General features: G+C 66.9%; 14 protein-coding genes. 13 read left to right on the forward strand and 1 reads right to left on the reverse strand.

All coding sequences use genetic code 11. The annotated features are described in order from the left end of the window. Positions 1–13 precede the first annotated feature (13 nt). The 7 genes from CBM2588_RS06405 to cyoD all read left to right on the forward strand — a co-directional run bounded on the left by CBM2588_RS06405 (position 14) and on the right by cyoD (position 6,815). Positions 14–1,132 carry an acyl-CoA dehydrogenase family protein gene (locus CBM2588_RS06405; RefSeq protein WP_115679833.1) on the forward strand — a complete coding sequence of 373 codons (1,119 nt, stop codon included), beginning with the start codon at positions 14–16 and terminating at the stop codon, positions 1,130–1,132. 156 nt (positions 1,133–1,288) lie between these two features. Next, positions 1,289–1,732 carry a MaoC family dehydratase gene (locus CBM2588_RS06410; RefSeq protein WP_012352347.1) on the forward strand — a complete coding sequence of 148 codons (444 nt, stop codon included), beginning with the start codon at positions 1,289–1,291 and terminating at the stop codon, positions 1,730–1,732. 32 nt (positions 1,733–1,764) lie between these two features. Beyond that, entirely contained in the window at positions 1,765–2,241 is a 477-nt protein-coding gene (locus tag CBM2588_RS06415; RefSeq protein ID WP_115679834.1) for a MaoC family dehydratase, read from the forward strand. A gap of 605 nt (positions 2,242–2,846) precedes the next feature. After that, a complete protein-coding gene (gene cyoA, locus CBM2588_RS06420; protein WP_025582408.1) occupies positions 2,847–3,809 on the forward strand; it encodes a ubiquinol oxidase subunit II in 963 nt (320 codons plus the stop codon). A 14-nt stretch (positions 3,810–3,823) separates the two neighbouring features. Further along, positions 3,824–5,797 (forward strand): cytochrome o ubiquinol oxidase subunit I, encoded by a 1,974-nt coding sequence (cyoB, locus tag CBM2588_RS06425; RefSeq protein WP_012352350.1) that lies wholly within the window; start codon positions 3,824–3,826, stop codon positions 5,795–5,797. Positions 5,798–5,802: 5 nt separating this feature from the next. Beyond that, complete coding sequence (gene cyoC, locus CBM2588_RS06430) at positions 5,803–6,447, forward strand: cytochrome o ubiquinol oxidase subunit III (RefSeq protein WP_115679835.1); 645 nt, start codon at positions 5,803–5,805, stop codon at positions 6,445–6,447. Then, on the forward strand, positions 6,447–6,815 hold the full coding sequence (gene cyoD, locus CBM2588_RS06435) for a cytochrome o ubiquinol oxidase subunit IV (RefSeq protein ID WP_012352352.1): 369 nt from the start codon (positions 6,447–6,449) through the stop codon (positions 6,813–6,815). The genes cyoC and cyoD overlap by 1 nt, the downstream gene beginning before the upstream one ends. A 66-nt stretch (positions 6,816–6,881) precedes the next feature. Here the strand turns inward: cyoD and CBM2588_RS06440 are convergent, their stop codons facing one another. Then, positions 6,882–8,939 carry a gamma-glutamyltransferase family protein gene (locus tag CBM2588_RS06440; protein WP_115679836.1) on the reverse strand — a complete coding sequence of 686 codons (2,058 nt, stop codon included), beginning with the start codon at positions 8,937–8,939 and terminating at the stop codon, positions 6,882–6,884. Between the two features lie 453 nt (positions 8,940–9,392). On the opposite strand from CBM2588_RS06440, the gene urtA reads away from it, so the two are divergent. From urtA to CBM2588_RS06470, 6 genes are all read left to right on the forward strand, one after another. After that, the gene (urtA, locus tag CBM2588_RS06445; protein ID WP_115679837.1) at positions 9,393–10,649 is read left to right on the forward strand and encodes an urea ABC transporter substrate-binding protein; all 1,257 of its coding nucleotides are present in this window, start codon (positions 9,393–9,395) and stop codon (positions 10,647–10,649) included. Positions 10,650–10,743: 94 nt separating this feature from the next. Next, positions 10,744–12,387 carry an urea ABC transporter permease subunit UrtB gene (urtB, locus tag CBM2588_RS06450; protein WP_115679838.1) on the forward strand — a complete coding sequence of 548 codons (1,644 nt, stop codon included), beginning with the start codon at positions 10,744–10,746 and terminating at the stop codon, positions 12,385–12,387. Then, positions 12,387–13,595, forward strand: coding sequence for an urea ABC transporter permease subunit UrtC (gene urtC / locus CBM2588_RS06455; RefSeq protein ID WP_115679839.1), 1,209 nt, complete (start codon positions 12,387–12,389; stop codon positions 13,593–13,595). Before urtB ends, urtC begins: the two co-directional genes overlap by 1 nt. Then, positions 13,592–14,440: an urea ABC transporter ATP-binding protein UrtD gene (urtD, locus tag CBM2588_RS06460; protein ID WP_115679840.1), complete on the forward strand. Its 849-nt coding sequence runs from the start codon at positions 13,592–13,594 to the stop codon at positions 14,438–14,440. Before urtC ends, urtD begins: the two co-directional genes overlap by 4 nt. A gap of 2 nt (positions 14,441–14,442) precedes the next feature. Then, entirely contained in the window at positions 14,443–15,135 is a 693-nt protein-coding gene (gene urtE / locus CBM2588_RS06465) for an urea ABC transporter ATP-binding subunit UrtE (protein ID WP_115679841.1), read from the forward strand. 34 nt (positions 15,136–15,169) lie between these two features. Continuing rightward, a complete protein-coding gene (locus CBM2588_RS06470; protein WP_115679842.1) occupies positions 15,170–16,039 on the forward strand; it encodes an urease accessory protein UreD in 870 nt (289 codons plus the stop codon). Positions 16,040–16,077: the final 38 nt, after the last annotated feature.

Consider the following 16,077-nt stretch of genomic DNA (forward strand, 5'->3'; position numbering starts at 1 on the left):
GGAGACACGCATCATGAACTTCAATCTCAGCGACGAACAGAAGCAGCTGGCCGACGCCGTCCGCCGTTTCATCGACAAGGACTACGGTTTCGAAGAGCGCAAGAAGCGCTATGAGAGCGCCGCCGGCTACGGCGAGACCGCATGGGGCGCACTGGCCGAACTGGGCCTGACCGCGCTGCCGGTGCCGGAAGCGCAGGGCGGCTTTGCCGGCAAGGCCCTGGACATGATGGTGGTGCAGCAGGAACTGGGCCGCGGCCTGATCGTCGAGCCTTACCTGGCCACCGTGGTGGGCGCCTACGCCCTCGGCCTGGCGGGCGGCCAGGATGCGCTGCTGGAGCAGGTGGCGGGCGGCGAGCTGAAGCTGGCGGTGGCGTTCAACGAGCCGCAGGCGCGCTATGAGCTGAACCACGTGCGCGTCACCGCCCGCGACGGCAAGCTCACCGGCCGCAAGACCGTGGTGGTGCACGGCGGCCAGGCCGACCGGCTGGTCGTGTCGGCGCGCAGCAGCGGCGCCGAGGCCGACCAGGATGGCATCTCGCTGTTCCTGGTCGATGCCAAGGGCGCGGGCGTCAGCATCCGGGACTACCGCACCATCGACAACCTGCGCGCCGCCGATATCACCTTCCAGGATGCGCCCGCGCAATTGCTGGGCGAAGCCGGGAAGGGCTTCGCGCTGGTCGAGCAGGTGGCCGACTACGCCGCGGTGCTGCTGTGCGCCGAGGCCGTGGGCGTGATGGACACGCTTAACGCCGCGACGCTGGAATACGCCAAGACGCGCCAGCAGTTCGGCCAGCCGATCGCGCGCTTCCAGGCGTTGCAGCACCGCATGGTCGAGATGTTCATCCACGCCGAGCAGTCGCGCTCGATCACGCTGCTGGCCGCGGCGCGCTTCGAGGAGGCGACGCCGGAAGAGCGCCGCCGCTACGTGTCCGCCGCCAAGGCGCGCGTGGGGCAGGCCGCCCGCACGGTGGGCCAGGAGGCGGTGCAGATCCACGGCGGCATGGGCGTGACCAACGAACTGCCGGCCACGCACATGTTCAAGCGGCTGACGATGATCAACACTACCTTCGGCGACGTGGATCATCACCTGGGCAGGTTTGCCGCCCAGCCGGGGTTCCAGGAAGCTGCCTGATCCCGTCGGCCCAGTCAAAACCGCGCTGCAGTCCTGGCGCGGTTTTTTTCTTTGCGCGCTGTTAGGGGCGGGTTCGGCAAATACGGACGCGCGCGCCGGCCTGCCATGCGATCATCGTGCGGACAAGTCAACCGCATTCACAACGGAGACACCCCCATGCTGTATTTCGAGGATTTTGAAGTCGGCAGCCGCCGCGAGCTGGGCTCCTACCTCGTTACCGAGGAAGAGATCCTGAACTTCGCGCGCCAGTACGATCCGCAGCCGTTCCATATCGACAAGGAAGCCGCCGCCAACAGCATCTACGGCGGGCTGATCTCGAGCGGCTGGATGACGTGCTCGATCATGATGCGCCTGCTGGTGCTGAGCACCACCGGCAAGTCGGCCAGCATGGGCTCGCCCGGCGTCGACGAGATCCGCTGGCTCAAGCCGGTCTATGCCGGCGACACGCTGACGGTGGTGCTGAACGTGCTGGACAGCCGGCCGTCGCAGTCCAAGCCGGACCGCGGCGTGGTCCATACCCAGTGGGAAGCCACCAACCAGCGCGGCGAACTGGTGTGCACCGTCAAGGGCATGGGCATGTACGGCCGCCGGCCCGCCTAACCACACTTAACCGTCACGAGGAGACGATCGACATGCGTACCATCGCAACGCTGGAAGAACTGGAAGGGCTGCAGGGCCAGGAAGTCGCGGTCAGCGAATGGATCGAGGTAACCCAGCAACAGGTCAACCAGTTTGCCGAGGCCACCGGCGACCACCAGTGGATCCACATCGATGTGGAGCGCGCGAAAAAGGAATCGCCCTATGGCGGCCCGATCGCGCACGGCTTCCTGACGCTGTCGCTGCTGCCCAGGTTCATGCACAGCGCGCTCAGCATGCCGTCCAAGATCGGCGTCAACTACGGGCTGAACCGGGTGCGCTTTACCGCACCGGTGCCGGTCGGCAGCAAGCTGCGCGCGCGCATCAAGCTGCTGAAGGTCGAGCGCCTGGATCCGCTTCCCAAGTCGCCCGAACTGGTCGGCGCGCAATCCACCTGGGAGGTCACCGTGGAGCGCGAAGGCAGCGAGCGGCCGGTGTGCATCGCCGAGTCCATCACGCGCCGCTACGGCTGAGCCGCGGCGTCGCATGCGGCACTGCGACAATATGCCACAGCGCAGTGCCGCACCCCGGAGAGCCGCCTGAAGCGCGGCTTTCTGCATATTTACCCGCGTTTTTGTGGTGTTGACGTGGATCAAGGACAACGCGGTGCACCAATGTGCGGATTGTCCGTTTAAATGAACAGTGTGTTCCGTGGCGTTGGGTTTACCCCTAATGTTGCGTTGCGGTACAGTCGCGCCCACGATGTTTTACGTGTTGCGCTCCCCGGCCGAAAACCGCGCCTGCCCTGACGGCAGGTCTGCCGGGAGGTGCAAAAGCCTCGTATTCCAACGCTACCCGGCCGCAGTACTGAGCCGGGACCGTTCGCGGTTTCGGCCACCAGGTGCCGCAGCGCCGGCAAGGTCCCACAGGGCCTGCAGCGCGCGCAGTCAGTTGTCCTTCCGTGTTCATGGCGTTGCAAGGCCGCATGGTCCTCCGGCGTTAGATCCGCCGCCCGACCGCAACGCCAGCTAAGGACACGTCCTTCCGGTTTTCCCATAGCCCCACGCCTCTTGCGCGAGCATCAGGCGGTTTAGCCACGCTTTTGCCCAAAGCGCGGTGTAACCAAACCAGTCGTGACATGAAGAAACCCATACTGCCGCGTTGGACGCGGTTCCTGCCCTGCCTCGGCCTGCTTCTGCTGGCCGGCTGCAACATGACGCTGCTCGACCCGAAAGGGCAGGTCGGCGTCGATATCAAGAACATCATCCTGATCGCCACCTGGCTCATGCTGCTGGTGGTGGTGCCGGTGATCGTGCTCACGCTGGTGTTCGCCTGGAAGTACCGCGCGTCCAATACCAAGGCGCGATACGAGCCGGACTGGTCGCACTCGACCGCGATCGAAGTGGTGGTGTGGCTGATCCCGTGCCTGATCATCATCGCGCTGGGCATCATCACCTGGAAGTCCTCGCACGACCTGGACCCGTACAAGCCGCTGGAATCGAACAAGAAGCCGGTCACCATCGAGGTGGTCGCGCTGAACTGGAAGTGGCTGTTCATCTATCCGGAACTGAAGATCGCCACCGTCAACCAGATCGCGTTCCCGGTCGACACCCCGGTGAACTTCAAGATCACCTCGGATTCGATCATGAATTCGTTCTTCATCCCGCAACTGGGCAGCCAGGTGTACGCCATGGCGGGGATGGAGACCAAGCTGCACCTGATCGCCAACCATGCCGGCTCGTATGACGGCGTGTCCGCCAACTACAGCGGCGGCGGCTTCTCGGGCATGAAGTTCAAGGCCGACGCCATGTCGAACTACGAGTTCGACCAGTGGGTGGCCAAGGTTCGCGCTTCGTCGACCGAACTGGGCGTCGAAGGCTACAAGACGCTGGCACAACCCAGCGAGAAGGAGCCGGTCACGTACTACGGCAAGGTGGAAGACCAGCTCTTCCACAACATCCTGCACAAGTACATGGGCCACGGCGGCGCCGCACTGGCCGCCGACGGGTTCAAGGGCGGCCCGATCTGCACGTCGCGCAACACCCTCGGTGAAGAGCAGCTGTCCTTGACCACGCCGGCTGCGCTGCCGGCGGGCGCGTAATCCTGGGAGCAATGATGTTTGGCAAGTTGAGTTTGTCGGCGATTCCGTTTCATGAGCCGATCATCATGGTCGTGCTGGCCGGTGTCGCCCTGGGCGGTGCCGCGCTGCTGGGCGCGATCACCTATTTCAAGAAGTGGGGCTATCTCTGGAACGAGTGGTTCACCTCGGTCGATCACAAGAAGATCGGCGTGATGTACTGCCTGGTGGCGCTGATCATGCTGCTGCGCGGCTTCGCCGACGCGGTCATGATGCGCACCCAGCTGGCGCTCGCCACCAATGGCGCCACCGGCGTGCTGCCGCCCGAGCACTACGACCAGATCTTCACCGCCCATGGCGTGATCATGATCTTCTTCGTGGCCATGCCGCTGATGACCGGCCTGATGAACCTGGTCGTGCCGCTGCAGATCGGCGCGCGCGACGTGGCCTTCCCGTTCCTGAACACGCTGTCGTTCTGGCTGTTCGTGGCGGGCGCCATGCTGGTCAACATCTCGCTGGGCGTCGGTGAATTCGCCAAGACCGGCTGGCTGGCCTACCCGCCGCTGTCGGGGCTGGACTACAGCCCGGGCGTAGGGGTGGACTATTACCTCTGGAGCTTGCAGATCTCGGGCCTGGGCACCTTGCTGACCGGCGTGAACTTCCTGGTGACGATCCTGCGCATGCGCGCGCCTGGCATGACGCTGATGCGCATGCCGGTGTTCACCTGGACCGCGCTGTGCACCAACGTGCTGATCGTCGCCGCCTTCCCGGTGCTGACCGTGACCCTGGCGCTGCTGGGCCTGGACCGCTACCTCGGCATGCATTTCTTCACGAACGACGGTGGCGGCAACGCCATGATGTACGTGAACCTGATCTGGATCTGGGGCCACCCCGAGGTGTACATCCTGATCCTGCCGGCGTTCGGCATCTTCTCTGAAGTCATCGCCACGTTCTCGGGCAAGAAGCTGTTCGGCTACAAGGGCATGGTGTACGCGACCGCCGCGATCATGGTGCTGTCGTTCATCGTGTGGCTGCACCACTTCTTCACGATGGGCTCGGGCGCCAACGTCAACGCGTTCTTCGGCATCACCACCATGATCATCTCCATCCCGACCGGGGTGAAGATCTTCAACTGGCTGTTCACCATGTACCGCGGCCGCGTGCAGATGACCTCGCCGGTGCTGTGGACGCTGGGCTTCATGATCACCTTCGTGATCGGCGGCATGACCGGCGTGCTGATGGCCGTGCCGGCGGCCGACTTCGTGCTGCACAACAGCCTGTTCCTGATCGCCCACTTCCACAACGTGATCATCGGCGGCGTGCTGTTCGGCTACCTGGCCGGCATCACCTACTGGTGGCCGAAGGCGTTCGGCTTCAAGCTGAACGAGCGCCTGGGCAAGGCTTCGTTCTGGTGCTGGCTGGTGGGCTTCTACTTCGCCTTCATGCCGCTGTACGTGCTGGGCCTGATGGGCATGACCCGCCGCCTGAACCACACCGACAACCCGGCCTGGACGCCGTGGCTGTACCTGGCCGTGGTGGGCGTGGTGTTCGTCGCGCTGGGCATCTTCTTCCAGGTGCTGCAGATCGTGGTGTCGATCCGCGACCGCAAGAAGCTGGCCGACGTGACCGGCGACCCGTGGGGCGGCCGCACGCTGGAGTGGGCCACCTCGTCGCCGCCGCCGTTCTACAACTTCGCGCACACCCCGGTGGTGCGTGACCTGGACGCGTTCGCCGACATGAAGGCGCGCGGCGAGACCCTGCCGACCGAAGGCTACGAGAAGATCCACATGCCCAAGAACACGGGCGCGGGCTTCATCATCGGCGCCTTCAGCCTGGTGTTCGGCTTCGCCCTGACTTGGCATATCTGGTGGCTGGCCATCGTTGGCCTGGTGGGCATGATCTGGGCGTTCATCCACCGCAGCAACGACGACCACATCGACTACTACGTGCCGGCCACCGAGGTCGAGCAGATCGAAACGCGCCATCTGCAGCGCATTGCTTCGCAAGCCTGAGAACCATGTCGACTCAAGTCCTAGACCGCATCCCCGCGCAGGCAGGCGCCCCGGCTCACGCCGGCGCGCACGGCCATGACCATGCGCACCACGATACCAGTGCCAATACCGTGTATGGCTTCTGGATCTACCTGATGAGCGACTGCATCATCTTCGCCGGACTGTTCGCGGCCTTCGCCGTGCTGCGCGGCGAACTGGCAGGCGGCCCGTCGGCGAAGGAGCTGTTCGAGCTCAACTACGTGCTGGTGGAGACCTTCATCCTGCTGTTCTCCTCGATCACGTACGGCATGGCGATGATCTCGCTGCAGAACCGCAGCCTCAAGCACGTGCAGACCTGGCTCGGCATCACCTTCCTGCTGGGCCTGGCGTTCATGGCGATGGAAATCAACGAATTCCACCACCTGATCGCGGAAGGCGCGGGCCCCGGCCGCAGCGCGTTCCTGTCGTCGTTCTTCACGCTGGTCGGCACCCACGGCCTGCACGTCGCCAGCGGCATGCTGTGGATGATCGTGCTGATGTGGCAGCTGGGCAAGAAGGGCATCACCCCGACGCTCACCAAGCGCCTGATGTGCCTGTCGCTGTTCTGGCACTTCCTGGACGTGGTCTGGATCGGCGTGTTTACCGTGGTCTACCTGATGGGACATCTGTGATGGCACAACACAACGCACCGGCGGCGCACGGCGCCCACGACTCGCACGCGCACGACAGCCACGCTGGCGGCCATGCCAGCTTCAAGGGCTACGCGATCGGCTTCATCCTGGCCGTGATCCTGACGGTGATCCCGTTCAAGATCGTGATGGACGGCACCATGGACAAGGGCACCATCCTGTGGACCATCCTCGGCATGGCCGTGGTCCAGATGATCGTGCACCTGAAGTACTTCCTGCACCTGGACTCGTCGTCCGAACAGCGCAGCAACGTGATCGCGCTGCTGTTCACGGCGCTGATCCTGGTGATCGTGGTGGCGGGTTCGCTGTGGATCATGCACAACCTGAACGCCAACATGATGGTGATGTAAGGACCGGCGTCCTGGCATCGAAAAGAAGGGGCCCCGCGGGGCCCCTTCTTCTTTTCGGCTAGCACATCAGGGCTTGAACGTGTCCCCCAGCACCACGCCCTCGCGCCGCGGGTCGGCGCCGCCGACCAGTACCGCCGAGCCGCCGATGGTGGTGCGGATGATGGCGCTCAGCCCGCTCGACTGCGCCGCGGTGTTGACGGTGTGGCCGAGGTTGCGCAGGCCCTTGACCAGCGGGTCGTTGTCGCCCGGCAGGCCGCCGGCCGGCGTGCTGGTGTCGACGTTGGGATGCTCGCCGCCGACGATCATGGGCGAGCCCGCGCTCGCGTTATTGCCGCCGAAGTCGATCATCGACACCGCCTGCTGCGCATCCAGCCCCCAGTCCAGCGACGCCACCAGGGTCTTGGCCACGAACTGGATGATGGTGGCGCCGCCCGGCGAGCCGGTGGTCATGTAGAAGTCGCCGCGCGAGCCGTCGCTGTTGCGCCGGAACACCACCGTGGGCGCCATCGAGCTGCGCGGGCGCTTGCCGGGCTGCAGCCGGTTGGCCACCGGCACGCCGCCCGGCGCCGGATCGGCATTGAAGTCGGTCAGCTCGTTGTTGAGCAGGAAGCCGTTGGTCATGTGGTACGAGCCCAGGCCGGCCTCGATGGTGGTGGTCATCGCCACCACGTTGCCGTACTTGTCATGCAGCGACAGGTGCGTGGTGCCGCGCTCCTCCACCATCGACGGCGCCAGCGGCACGTCGCCGAGGTTGCCCGCCGCCACCGGCGTGACCATCGAGCCGGTGGTGCTGATCAGGCTGGCGCGCTGGCTCAGGTAGGGCTTGTTCAGCATGGTGTCCGGGGTGCCGCCGGGCAACGGGATGAAGTCGGTGTCGGCCACGTACTTGTTGCGGTCGGCATAGGCCAGGTGGCCGGCTTCGCCCATCAGGTGGGCGCCCAGCACGCTGGGCCGCCCGCCGTTCTGGTCGACCAGCGTGGGCTTGTGCGCCGCCATGTCGAAGTTCTCGACGATGCCCAGGATCTGCGCCACCGCGATCCCGCCCGACGACGGCGGCGGCATGCCGCACACCTCGTACTGCCGGTAGGTGGTGCACACCGGCGTGCGCTTCTTGGCCTGGTAGTTGGCGAGGTCGTCGAGCGTGGTCACGCCCGGCGTGGTATTGCCGTCGTAGGTGGTCTGGATCTTGGCGACGATGGCCTGCGCGATCGGCCCGTTCTTGTAGAAGGCGTCGGCGCCGTCCGCGGCGACGGCGCTGAAGACCGCCGCCAGCGCGGGATTGCGCAGCACGGTGTTGACCGCGCGCGGGGTGCCGTCGGGATTGAGGAAGTAGGCGGCCATCTCCGGATCGCGCTTGATATTGGCGACGGTGGCGCTGTCGGATATCGCGGCGGCCATGCGCGGCGGGATCGCGAAGCCGTCGGTGGCCAGCTTGATCGCCGGCGCGAACAGTTCCTTCCAGGCGGTCTTGCCGTAGTCGCGGTGGGCCAGCTCGAGCACGCGCAGCGTGCCGGGGGTGCCGATCGAGCGGCCGCTGCGCTGGGCATTGGGCAGGGGCATGGTCTGGTCGGCCGCGGACTTCCAGCGCAGGTAGTTCTCGTCTGCGGCGGCCGGCGCGGTCTCGCGGCCGTCGTAGGCGGTGAGCTGCCGGGTCGTCGCGTCGTAATGCAGGATGAAGGCACCGCCGCCGATGCCGGACGATTGCGGCTCGACCAGGTTCAGCACCATCTGCGCCGCCACCGCGGCGTCGATCGCGGTGCCGCCGGCCTTCAGCACGTCGCACGCCGCCTTGGTCGAGACCGGGTTGTTGGTCACCGCCATATAGGTCTTGCTGTAGACCGTGACCTTGGGCGCATAACCGGTCGCCTGCTCCGGCGCGTTGGGGTCGCCCGGCAGGACTACCGCCTGGCCGCCGGTACTGCCATCGAGTTCGCAGCCGGCAGTGGGCGTGACCGGCGGTGGCGGGGGCGGAGGCGGGGGATCGTCGCCGCCGCCGCAGGCGCCCAGGGTCAGCGCCAGCGCCGCCAGGGCCAGCTTGCCGCGACGCGGGCGCCAGTACGGGGTGGCGCGCGGCTGCGGCTGCGGCTCGGCGGGGGATGCGTGGGGGTCGGCAGCGTACGGCATGGTTTCTCCTTCCTTTTATGTGGGTCCGGGAAATGCCACGGCCGGGTCGTCAGGCGGGACCGCGGCCATCTTTCACCGTAGTGCCGCGGCGCGCCTGCCTTAATCATTGAATGTACGGATTTACATGCATTCGAATCCGGGTTTAAGCGCCCGCTTAATCAACGCCGGCGAGTGCGCTGGCACGCCGGCGCTTGCCAATGGCGCCACGGTGGCGCAAGCCGGTTCCGGCAATGTGCGCCATGCACCGGGATCGGCCGCGCCGGCCGGCACGCACTGTCGCAGTGCGCTGATTCGCTGCACGGTGATGGTGCGGACGCGCCAGGCGGGCGGCGCCTGGGCCCCCGCACCGCCTGCGGCCGCGCCGCGCGGGCGATATCGCCGTGGCACGCTAGTTGCAGATGCATCACCCCGGGGAGCGTAGTCCCTGACCAACACCACAAACGGGAGCTGCAAATGCAACGACGTGACATGCTGAAGCTGTCGGCGATAGCCGCCGCGGCGATGATCGGTACCAGCCCGCTGGCGCTGGCGCAGTCCAAGGAGCCGATCAAGGTCGGCATCCTGCATTCGCTGTCCGGCACCATGGCGATCTCCGAAACGTCGCTGAAGGACGTGGCGCTGATGACCATCGACGAAATCAACAAGAGCGGCGGCGTGCTCGGCCGCAAGCTCGAGCCGGTGGTGGTGGACCCGGCCTCGAACTGGCCGCTGTTCGCCGAGAAGGCGCGCCAGCTGGTCAGCAAGGACAAGGTCGCGGTCACCTTCGGCTGCTGGACCTCGGTGTCGCGCAAGTCGGTGCTGCCGGTCTACGAAGAGCTCAACTCGCTGCTGTTCTATCCGGTGCAGTATGAAGGCGAGGAGATGTCGAAGAACGTCTTCTACACCGGCGCGGCGCCCAACCAGCAGGCCATCCCCGCGGTGGAATACCTGATGAGCAAGGAGGGCGGCGGCGCCAAACGGTTCTTCCTGCTCGGCACCGACTATGTCTACCCGCGCACCACCAACAAGATCCTGCGCGCCTTCCTGAAGAGCAAGGGCGTGGCCGACAAGGACATCGAAGAGGTCTACACCCCGTTCGGCCACAGCGACTACCAGACCATCGTCGCCAATATCAAGAAGTTCTCGCAGGGCGGCAAGACCGCGGTGATCTCCACCATCAACGGCGATTCCAACGTGCCGTTCTACAAGGAGCTGGGCAACGCCGGGCTCAAGGCCAAGGACGTGCCGGTGGTGGCGTTCTCGGTCGGCGAAGAAGAGCTGCGCGGCATCGACACCAAGCCGCTGGTGGGCCACCTGGCCGCGTGGAACTACTTCATGTCGGTCAAGAACCCCGAGAACGACGCCTTCCGCAAGCAGTGGGCCGCCTGGGTCAAGGCCAACAACCTGCCCGGCGGCGACAAGCGCGTGACCAACGACCCGATGGAAGCCACCTACGTCGGCATCCACATGTGGGCGCAGGCGGTGAAGAAGGCCGGCAGCACCGACACCAACAAGGTGCGCGCCGCGATGTACGGCCAGACCTTCAAGGCGCCGGACGGCTTCACCCTGACCATGGGCGAGAACCACCACCTGTACAAGCCGGTGATGATCGGCGAGGTCAAGGGCGACGGCCAGTTCGCGGTGGTGTGGAAGACGCCGAAGGCGGTGCGCGCGCAGCCGTGGAGCCCGTTTATCGCGGGCAATGAAGGCAAGCCGGACAAGGTGATGTAAGCCAGCCAACCGCCGCTGGTTTTTTCCCCTCTCCCGCTTGCGCGGGAGGGGAGTATTCCCCAGTCCGCCAACACCATCGCACTTGCCAGCTTCCATGCGCAATCCCCTCTCCGTTCCCGCCATGTCCTGGCTGCGCGCCCTGCTGGCAGCGCTGCTGCTGGCCTCGGCGCCGTGGGCCGTCGCGCTGACGCAGGCCGACCTGAAGCCGCTGGCCGAAGACGACTTCGACGCCAAGACCGCCGCGCTGTCCGCGCTGGCCAACGCATCGCCCGATGAGGCCGGACCGATTTTGAAAGCCTTGCAGGACGACGCCCTGCAATACGCGCCGTCGGCCGGCATGGTGCGCCAGGATGGCGACAAGCTGGTCGATGCGATCACCGGCAAGCCGGTCACGGTCAAGGCCGACGAGCTCGAGTCGCTGACCCTGAACAACAGCCTGCGCGCACTAGTCGACAGCGCCGCCAGCAGCCTGCTGCTGCAGTCGCCGGACATTGCCGTGCGCGCCCAGGCGGTGGCCACCCTGCGTGACCAGCCGGAAAGCGCGTCGCTGGCGGCGGTCGAAGCCGCGCGCAAGACCGAGGCCGATGCCGGCCTGCGCGCCAGCCTGGACGTGATCTGGGCCAACCTGGTGCTGGCCGCCACGCCCGGGCCCGCCGCGCGCGACGCGCGCCTCGAAGCCATCCGCATCCTGGGTCGCGACAGCAACCCGCAGAGCCGCCAGAAGCTGGCGCCGCTGGTCGAGCGCGACAGCGCCGGCCGCTACCGCGAGCCCGACGGCAGCGTGCGCCTGGCCGCGCAGCAGGCGCTGGACACGCTGCAGGGCGACCAGCGCCGCGCCGAAGTGATCGGCAACCTGTTCGCCGGCCTGAGCCTGGGCAGCGTGCTGCTGCTGGCCGCGCTTGGCCTGGCCATCACCTATGGCCTGATCGGCGTGATCAACATGGCGCACGGCGAATTCCTGATGATCGGCGCCTATGCCACCTACGTGGTGCAGTCGCTGTTCCGCGCCTACGCGCCGGGCGCGCTGGACTGGTATCTGCCCGCGGCGCTGCCGGCTTCGTTCCTGGCAGCCGCGGTGGTGGGCTTCGTGCTGGAACGGCTGGTGCTGCGCCACCTGTACGGGCGCCCGCTGGAAACGCTGCTGGCCACCTTCGGCGTGAGCCTGCTGCTGATGCAGGCGGTGCGCACGCTGTTCGGCGCGCAGAACGTCGAAGTGTCCAATCCCGCCTGGATGAGCGGCGGCTTCGAATGGCTGCCGGGGCTGGTGATCCCGTATAACCGCGTGGTCATCATCCTGTTCGCGCTGGCGGTGGTGGCGGTGGCGTGGGCGGTGCTCAACCGCACGCGGCTGGGGCTGTTCGTGCGCGCCACCACGCAGAACCGGACCATGGCCGCGTGCGTGGGCGTGCGCACCTGGAAGGTCGACAGCTACGCCTTTGCCTTCGGCGCCGGCATCGCTGGCCTCGGCGGCTGCGCGCTGTCGCAGATCGGCAATGTCGGCCCCGACCTGGGCCAGGCCTACATCATCGATTCGTTCATGGTGGTGGTGCTGGGCGGGGTGGGGCAGCTGGCCGGCACCATCGTCGGCGCCTTCGGGCTGGGCATTCTCAACAAGTTCATCGAACCCTTCTATGGCGCGGTACTGGCCAAGATCCTGGTCCTGGTGCTGATCGTGCTGTTTATCCAGAAGCGGCCGCAGGGACTGTTCGCGCTCAAGGGGCGCAGCGCGGAGGCATGATGCAGCGATACCAACCTGATTCTTCCGCCGCACCGTTCCGGCTGGCCGTGCCGGAACGCCAGTCGCTGTTCTCGCCGCGCGGCTGGATGGCGCTGGCGGCGCTGACCGTGATCGTCGGCATCGGCGTGCCGGTGTGCGCGCTGCTCGTGCCGGAGGGCCACCCGCTGCACCTGTCGGCGTATGCGCTGACGCTGGTCGGCAAGATCATGTGCTTTGCGCTGGCGGCGATCGCGCTCGACCTGGTGTGGGGCTACTGCGGCATCCTCAGTCTCGGTCATGGCCTGTTCTTCGCGCTGGGCGGCTATGCCATGGGCATGTACCTGATGCGTTCGATCGGGCGCGAAGGCGTGTACCAGAGCGACCTGCCGGACTTCATGGTGTTCCTCGACTGGAAGGAACTGCCGTGGTTCTGGCACGGCACCGACCACCTTGGCTATGCGCTGCTGCTGGTGGTGCTGGTGCCGGGCGTGCTGGCGTGGCTGTTCGGCTTCTTCGCCTTCCGCTCGCGCATCAAGGGCGTGTACCTGTCGATCATCACGCAGGCCATGACGTATGCGGCGATGCTGCTGTTCTTCCGCAACGAGACCGGCTTCGGCGGGAACAACGGCTTCACCGACTTCAAGCGCATCGCCGGCTTTGCCATCGCGGCGCCGCAGACGCGCACGGCGCTGTTCGTGCTGACCTTCCTGGCGCTGCTGGCCGGCTTCATCGCCTGCCGCTACATCGTCACCTCGAAGCTCGGCCGCGTGGTCACGGCGGTGCGCGACGCCGAGATGCGCGTGATGTTCTCGGGCTACAACCCGCTCGGCTACAAGCTGTTCGTGTGGACCTTCTCGGCGGTGCTGTGCGGCATCGCCGGCGCGCTGTACGTGCCGCAGGTCGGCATCATCAACCCGGGCGAGATGTCGCCCGGCAATTCGATCGAGATGGCGGTGTGGGTGGCCGTGGGCGGGCGCGGCACGCTGGTCGGGCCGGTGATCGGCGCGTTCGTGGTCAATGGCGCCAAGACGCTGTTCACCGCGCACTTCGCCGAATACTGGCTGTTCCTGCTGGGCGCGATGTTCGTGCTGGTGACGCTGTACCTGCCTGATGGCGTGACCGGCTTGTGGAAGCGCCTGCGCGAGCGCCGCACGCCGGCAGCGGCGCCGACCGCGCCGGAACCCGTTTCCACGCCCGCGGTAGCGGGCCGCACCGGAGGTGAAGCATGAACGCCGCACTCGGACACGGCCAGGCCGAAAGCGGCGATGCCACCGGGCTCGGCCGTGTGCTGGAGCCAGGCACCATCGATGTGTCGCACGGGCCGATCCTGTATCTGGAAGACGTTACCGTGCGGTTCGACGGCTTCCGCGCGCTGAACCAGCTGAACCTGTCGATCGACCACGGCGAGCTGCGCTGCGTGATCGGTCCCAACGGCGCGGGCAAGACCACGATGATGGATGTCATCACCGGCAAGACCGGGCCGCGCAATGCCAACGTCAGCGGGCGCGTGTTCCTCGGGCAGACCATCGACCTGATGCGCATGACCGAGCCGCGCATCGCGCAGGTGGGCATCGGCCGCAAGTTCCAGAAGCCGACCGTGTTCGAGCAGCACGCGGTGTGGGAAAACCTGGAGCTGGCGATGCAGGCCGACAAGCGCTGGTGGTCGTCGCTGCGCGCGCGGCTGACCGCGGCGGGGCATCGCCGCATCGAGGAGACGCTGGCGCTGACCGGCCTCGAGGCCGAGGCCTACCGGCCCGCCGGGCTGCTGTCGCACGGGCAGAAGCAGCGGCTGGAGATCGGCATGCTGCTGATGCAACAGCCGCAACTGCTGCTGCTCGACGAACCCGTCGCCGGCATGACCGATGAAGAGACCATGCAGCTCGCCAGCCTGCTCAATGGCCTGCGCGGCAGCTGCTCGATGATGGTGGTGGAACACGACATGGAGTTTGTCGCCGCGCTGGCCGGCGAGGCCGGCAAGGTCACGGTGCTGGCCGAGGGCAGCGTGCTGGCCGAAGGCACGCTCGACAGCGTCAAGCGCGACGAACGCGTGATCGAATCCTACCTGGGGAGATAGGCATGCTGCAGGTCAACGCACTGAACCAGTTCTACGGCGGCAGCCATATCCTGCGCAACGTTTCCTTCGAGGTGCCGGCGGGCAAGCTGACCACGCTGCTCGGCCGCAACGGCGTCGGCAAGAGCACGCTGCTGAAATGCCTGATGGGCGTGGTGCCGACGCGCAGCGGCAGCATCCACTGGGACGGCAAGCCGCTGGAGAAGAAGGCGCCGTACGAGCGCGTCGCCGCCGGACTGGCCTATGTGCCGCAGGGGCGCGAGATCTTCCCGCGGCTGACGGTCGAAGAGAACCTGCTGATCGGCGCCGCCAGCCGCGCGCGGCCGGCGGGCGTGCCGGAGCGCATCTACCAGTTGTTTCCGGTGCTGCGCACCATGCGCCTGCGCCGGGGCGGCGACCTGTCCGGCGGCCAGCAGCAGCAACTGGCGATCGGTCGCGCGCTGATGAGCGAGCCGGGCCTGCTGATCCTGGACGAACCGACCGAAGGCATCCAGCCCTCGATCATCCAGGACATCGGCCGCGCGTTGCGGCTGCTGGTCGACGAATTCGGCATGACGGTGCTGCTGGTCGAGCAGTACTACGAGTTCGCGCGGCACCTTGCCGACCACTATGTGGTGATGAGCCGCGGCGAAGTGGTGGCACGCGGCGCCGGCGCCAGCATGGAGCAGGACGGCGTGCGCGAGCTGATCGCCGTGTAGGGCGCGCGCAAGTTTGCCAGTTCATTCGTCCGCGATGCGCCATCCCGATTTTCCTTCGTCCCTCGCCATGCCGGCGGCCTGGCAGGCCACGCTGCAGCTGCGCTTTGCGCGGCGCGGCGAGCGCACCGTGCTGACCGGGCGGCGGCACCGCGGCCCGCTGCTGGTGCAGAAGGCGCTGTACCCGGAAGGGGGCATCTGCCACGCGGTGATCCTGCATCCCCCCGCCGGCGTGGCCGGCGGCGACAGCCTGGAGATCGACGTGGCGGTGGAGGCTGGCGCGCATGCGGTGCTGGCCACGCCGGGCGCCACCAAGTGGTACAAGTCGCTCGGCCGCGACGCGGCCCAGCGGGTGCGGCTGGCGGTGGGCGAGGGCGCGCGGCTGGACTGGCTGCCGCAGGAGAACATCGTCTTCGACGACGCGCGCGCGCGGATATCCACCGTGCTCGACGTCGCGCCGGGCGGCAGCGCGATCGGCTGGGATGCCGTGGTGCTCGGCAGGCAAGCATCGGGCGAGCAGTGGGCGCGCGGCGCGCTGTGGCTGGATACCCGCATCGGCGCCGGCGAGCGTGCGTTATGGATCGAACAATCGCAGATCGAGGCGGCATCGCCGCTGCGCCAGGCGGTGCCCGCGCTGGACGGGCTGAACGTGCTGGGCACGCTGTGGGCCGTGGGGGCAGGCGCCACGCAAGACCTTGCCGAAACGCTGGCCGGGCGGCTGCCTTATACGCCGGCGGTGCGCGCCGGCGTGACCTGCCTCGCCGCCAACGGCCAGTCGATGCTGCTGCTGCGCGTGCTGGGGCGGCACATGGAAGCGGTGCGCCACGTCATGACCGAGGCCTGGCAGGCGCTGCGCCTGCCGGTCCATGGCGTCGCGGCGCGCCCGCTGCGGCTGTGGGCGACGTAATCGCCCGGCACGCAATCGAACACGAAACAGGAACGAGA

Origin of the sequence: Cupriavidus taiwanensis (genome assembly GCF_900250075.1) — a bacterium.
GTDB classification, from domain to species: domain Bacteria; phylum Pseudomonadota; class Gammaproteobacteria; order Burkholderiales; family Burkholderiaceae; genus Cupriavidus; species Cupriavidus taiwanensis_C.

Bases quoted from the DNA above. Each gene is read 5' to 3' on its own strand.
- urtA (WP_115679837.1), top strand. From the start codon at position 9,393: ATGCAACGACGTGACATGCTGAAGCTGTCGGCGATAGCCGCCGCGGCG.
- cyoA (WP_025582408.1), top strand. From the start codon at position 2,847: ATGAAGAAACCCATACTGCCGCGTTGGACGCGGTTCCTGCCCTGCCTC.
- CBM2588_RS06470 (WP_115679842.1), top strand. From the start codon at position 15,170: ATGCGCCATCCCGATTTTCCTTCGTCCCTCGCCATGCCGGCGGCCTGG.
- CBM2588_RS06410 (WP_012352347.1), top strand. From the start codon at position 1,289: ATGCTGTATTTCGAGGATTTTGAAGTCGGCAGCCGCCGCGAGCTGGGC.
- cyoD (WP_012352352.1), top strand. From the start codon at position 6,447: ATGGCACAACACAACGCACCGGCGGCGCACGGCGCCCACGACTCGCAC.
- CBM2588_RS06405 (WP_115679833.1), top strand. From the start codon at position 14: ATGAACTTCAATCTCAGCGACGAACAGAAGCAGCTGGCCGACGCCGTC.
- urtC (WP_115679839.1), top strand. From the start codon at position 12,387: ATGCAGCGATACCAACCTGATTCTTCCGCCGCACCGTTCCGGCTGGCC.
- urtD (WP_115679840.1), top strand. From the start codon at position 13,592: ATGAACGCCGCACTCGGACACGGCCAGGCCGAAAGCGGCGATGCCACC.
- urtE (WP_115679841.1), top strand. From the start codon at position 14,443: ATGCTGCAGGTCAACGCACTGAACCAGTTCTACGGCGGCAGCCATATC.
- CBM2588_RS06415 (WP_115679834.1), top strand. From the start codon at position 1,765: ATGCGTACCATCGCAACGCTGGAAGAACTGGAAGGGCTGCAGGGCCAG.
- CBM2588_RS06440 (WP_115679836.1), bottom strand. From the start codon at position 8,939: ATGCCGTACGCTGCCGACCCCCACGCATCCCCCGCCGAGCCGCAGCCG.
- cyoB (WP_012352350.1), top strand. From the start codon at position 3,824: ATGTTTGGCAAGTTGAGTTTGTCGGCGATTCCGTTTCATGAGCCGATC.
- cyoC (WP_115679835.1), top strand. From the start codon at position 5,803: ATGTCGACTCAAGTCCTAGACCGCATCCCCGCGCAGGCAGGCGCCCCG.
- urtB (WP_115679838.1), top strand. From the start codon at position 10,744: ATGCGCAATCCCCTCTCCGTTCCCGCCATGTCCTGGCTGCGCGCCCTG.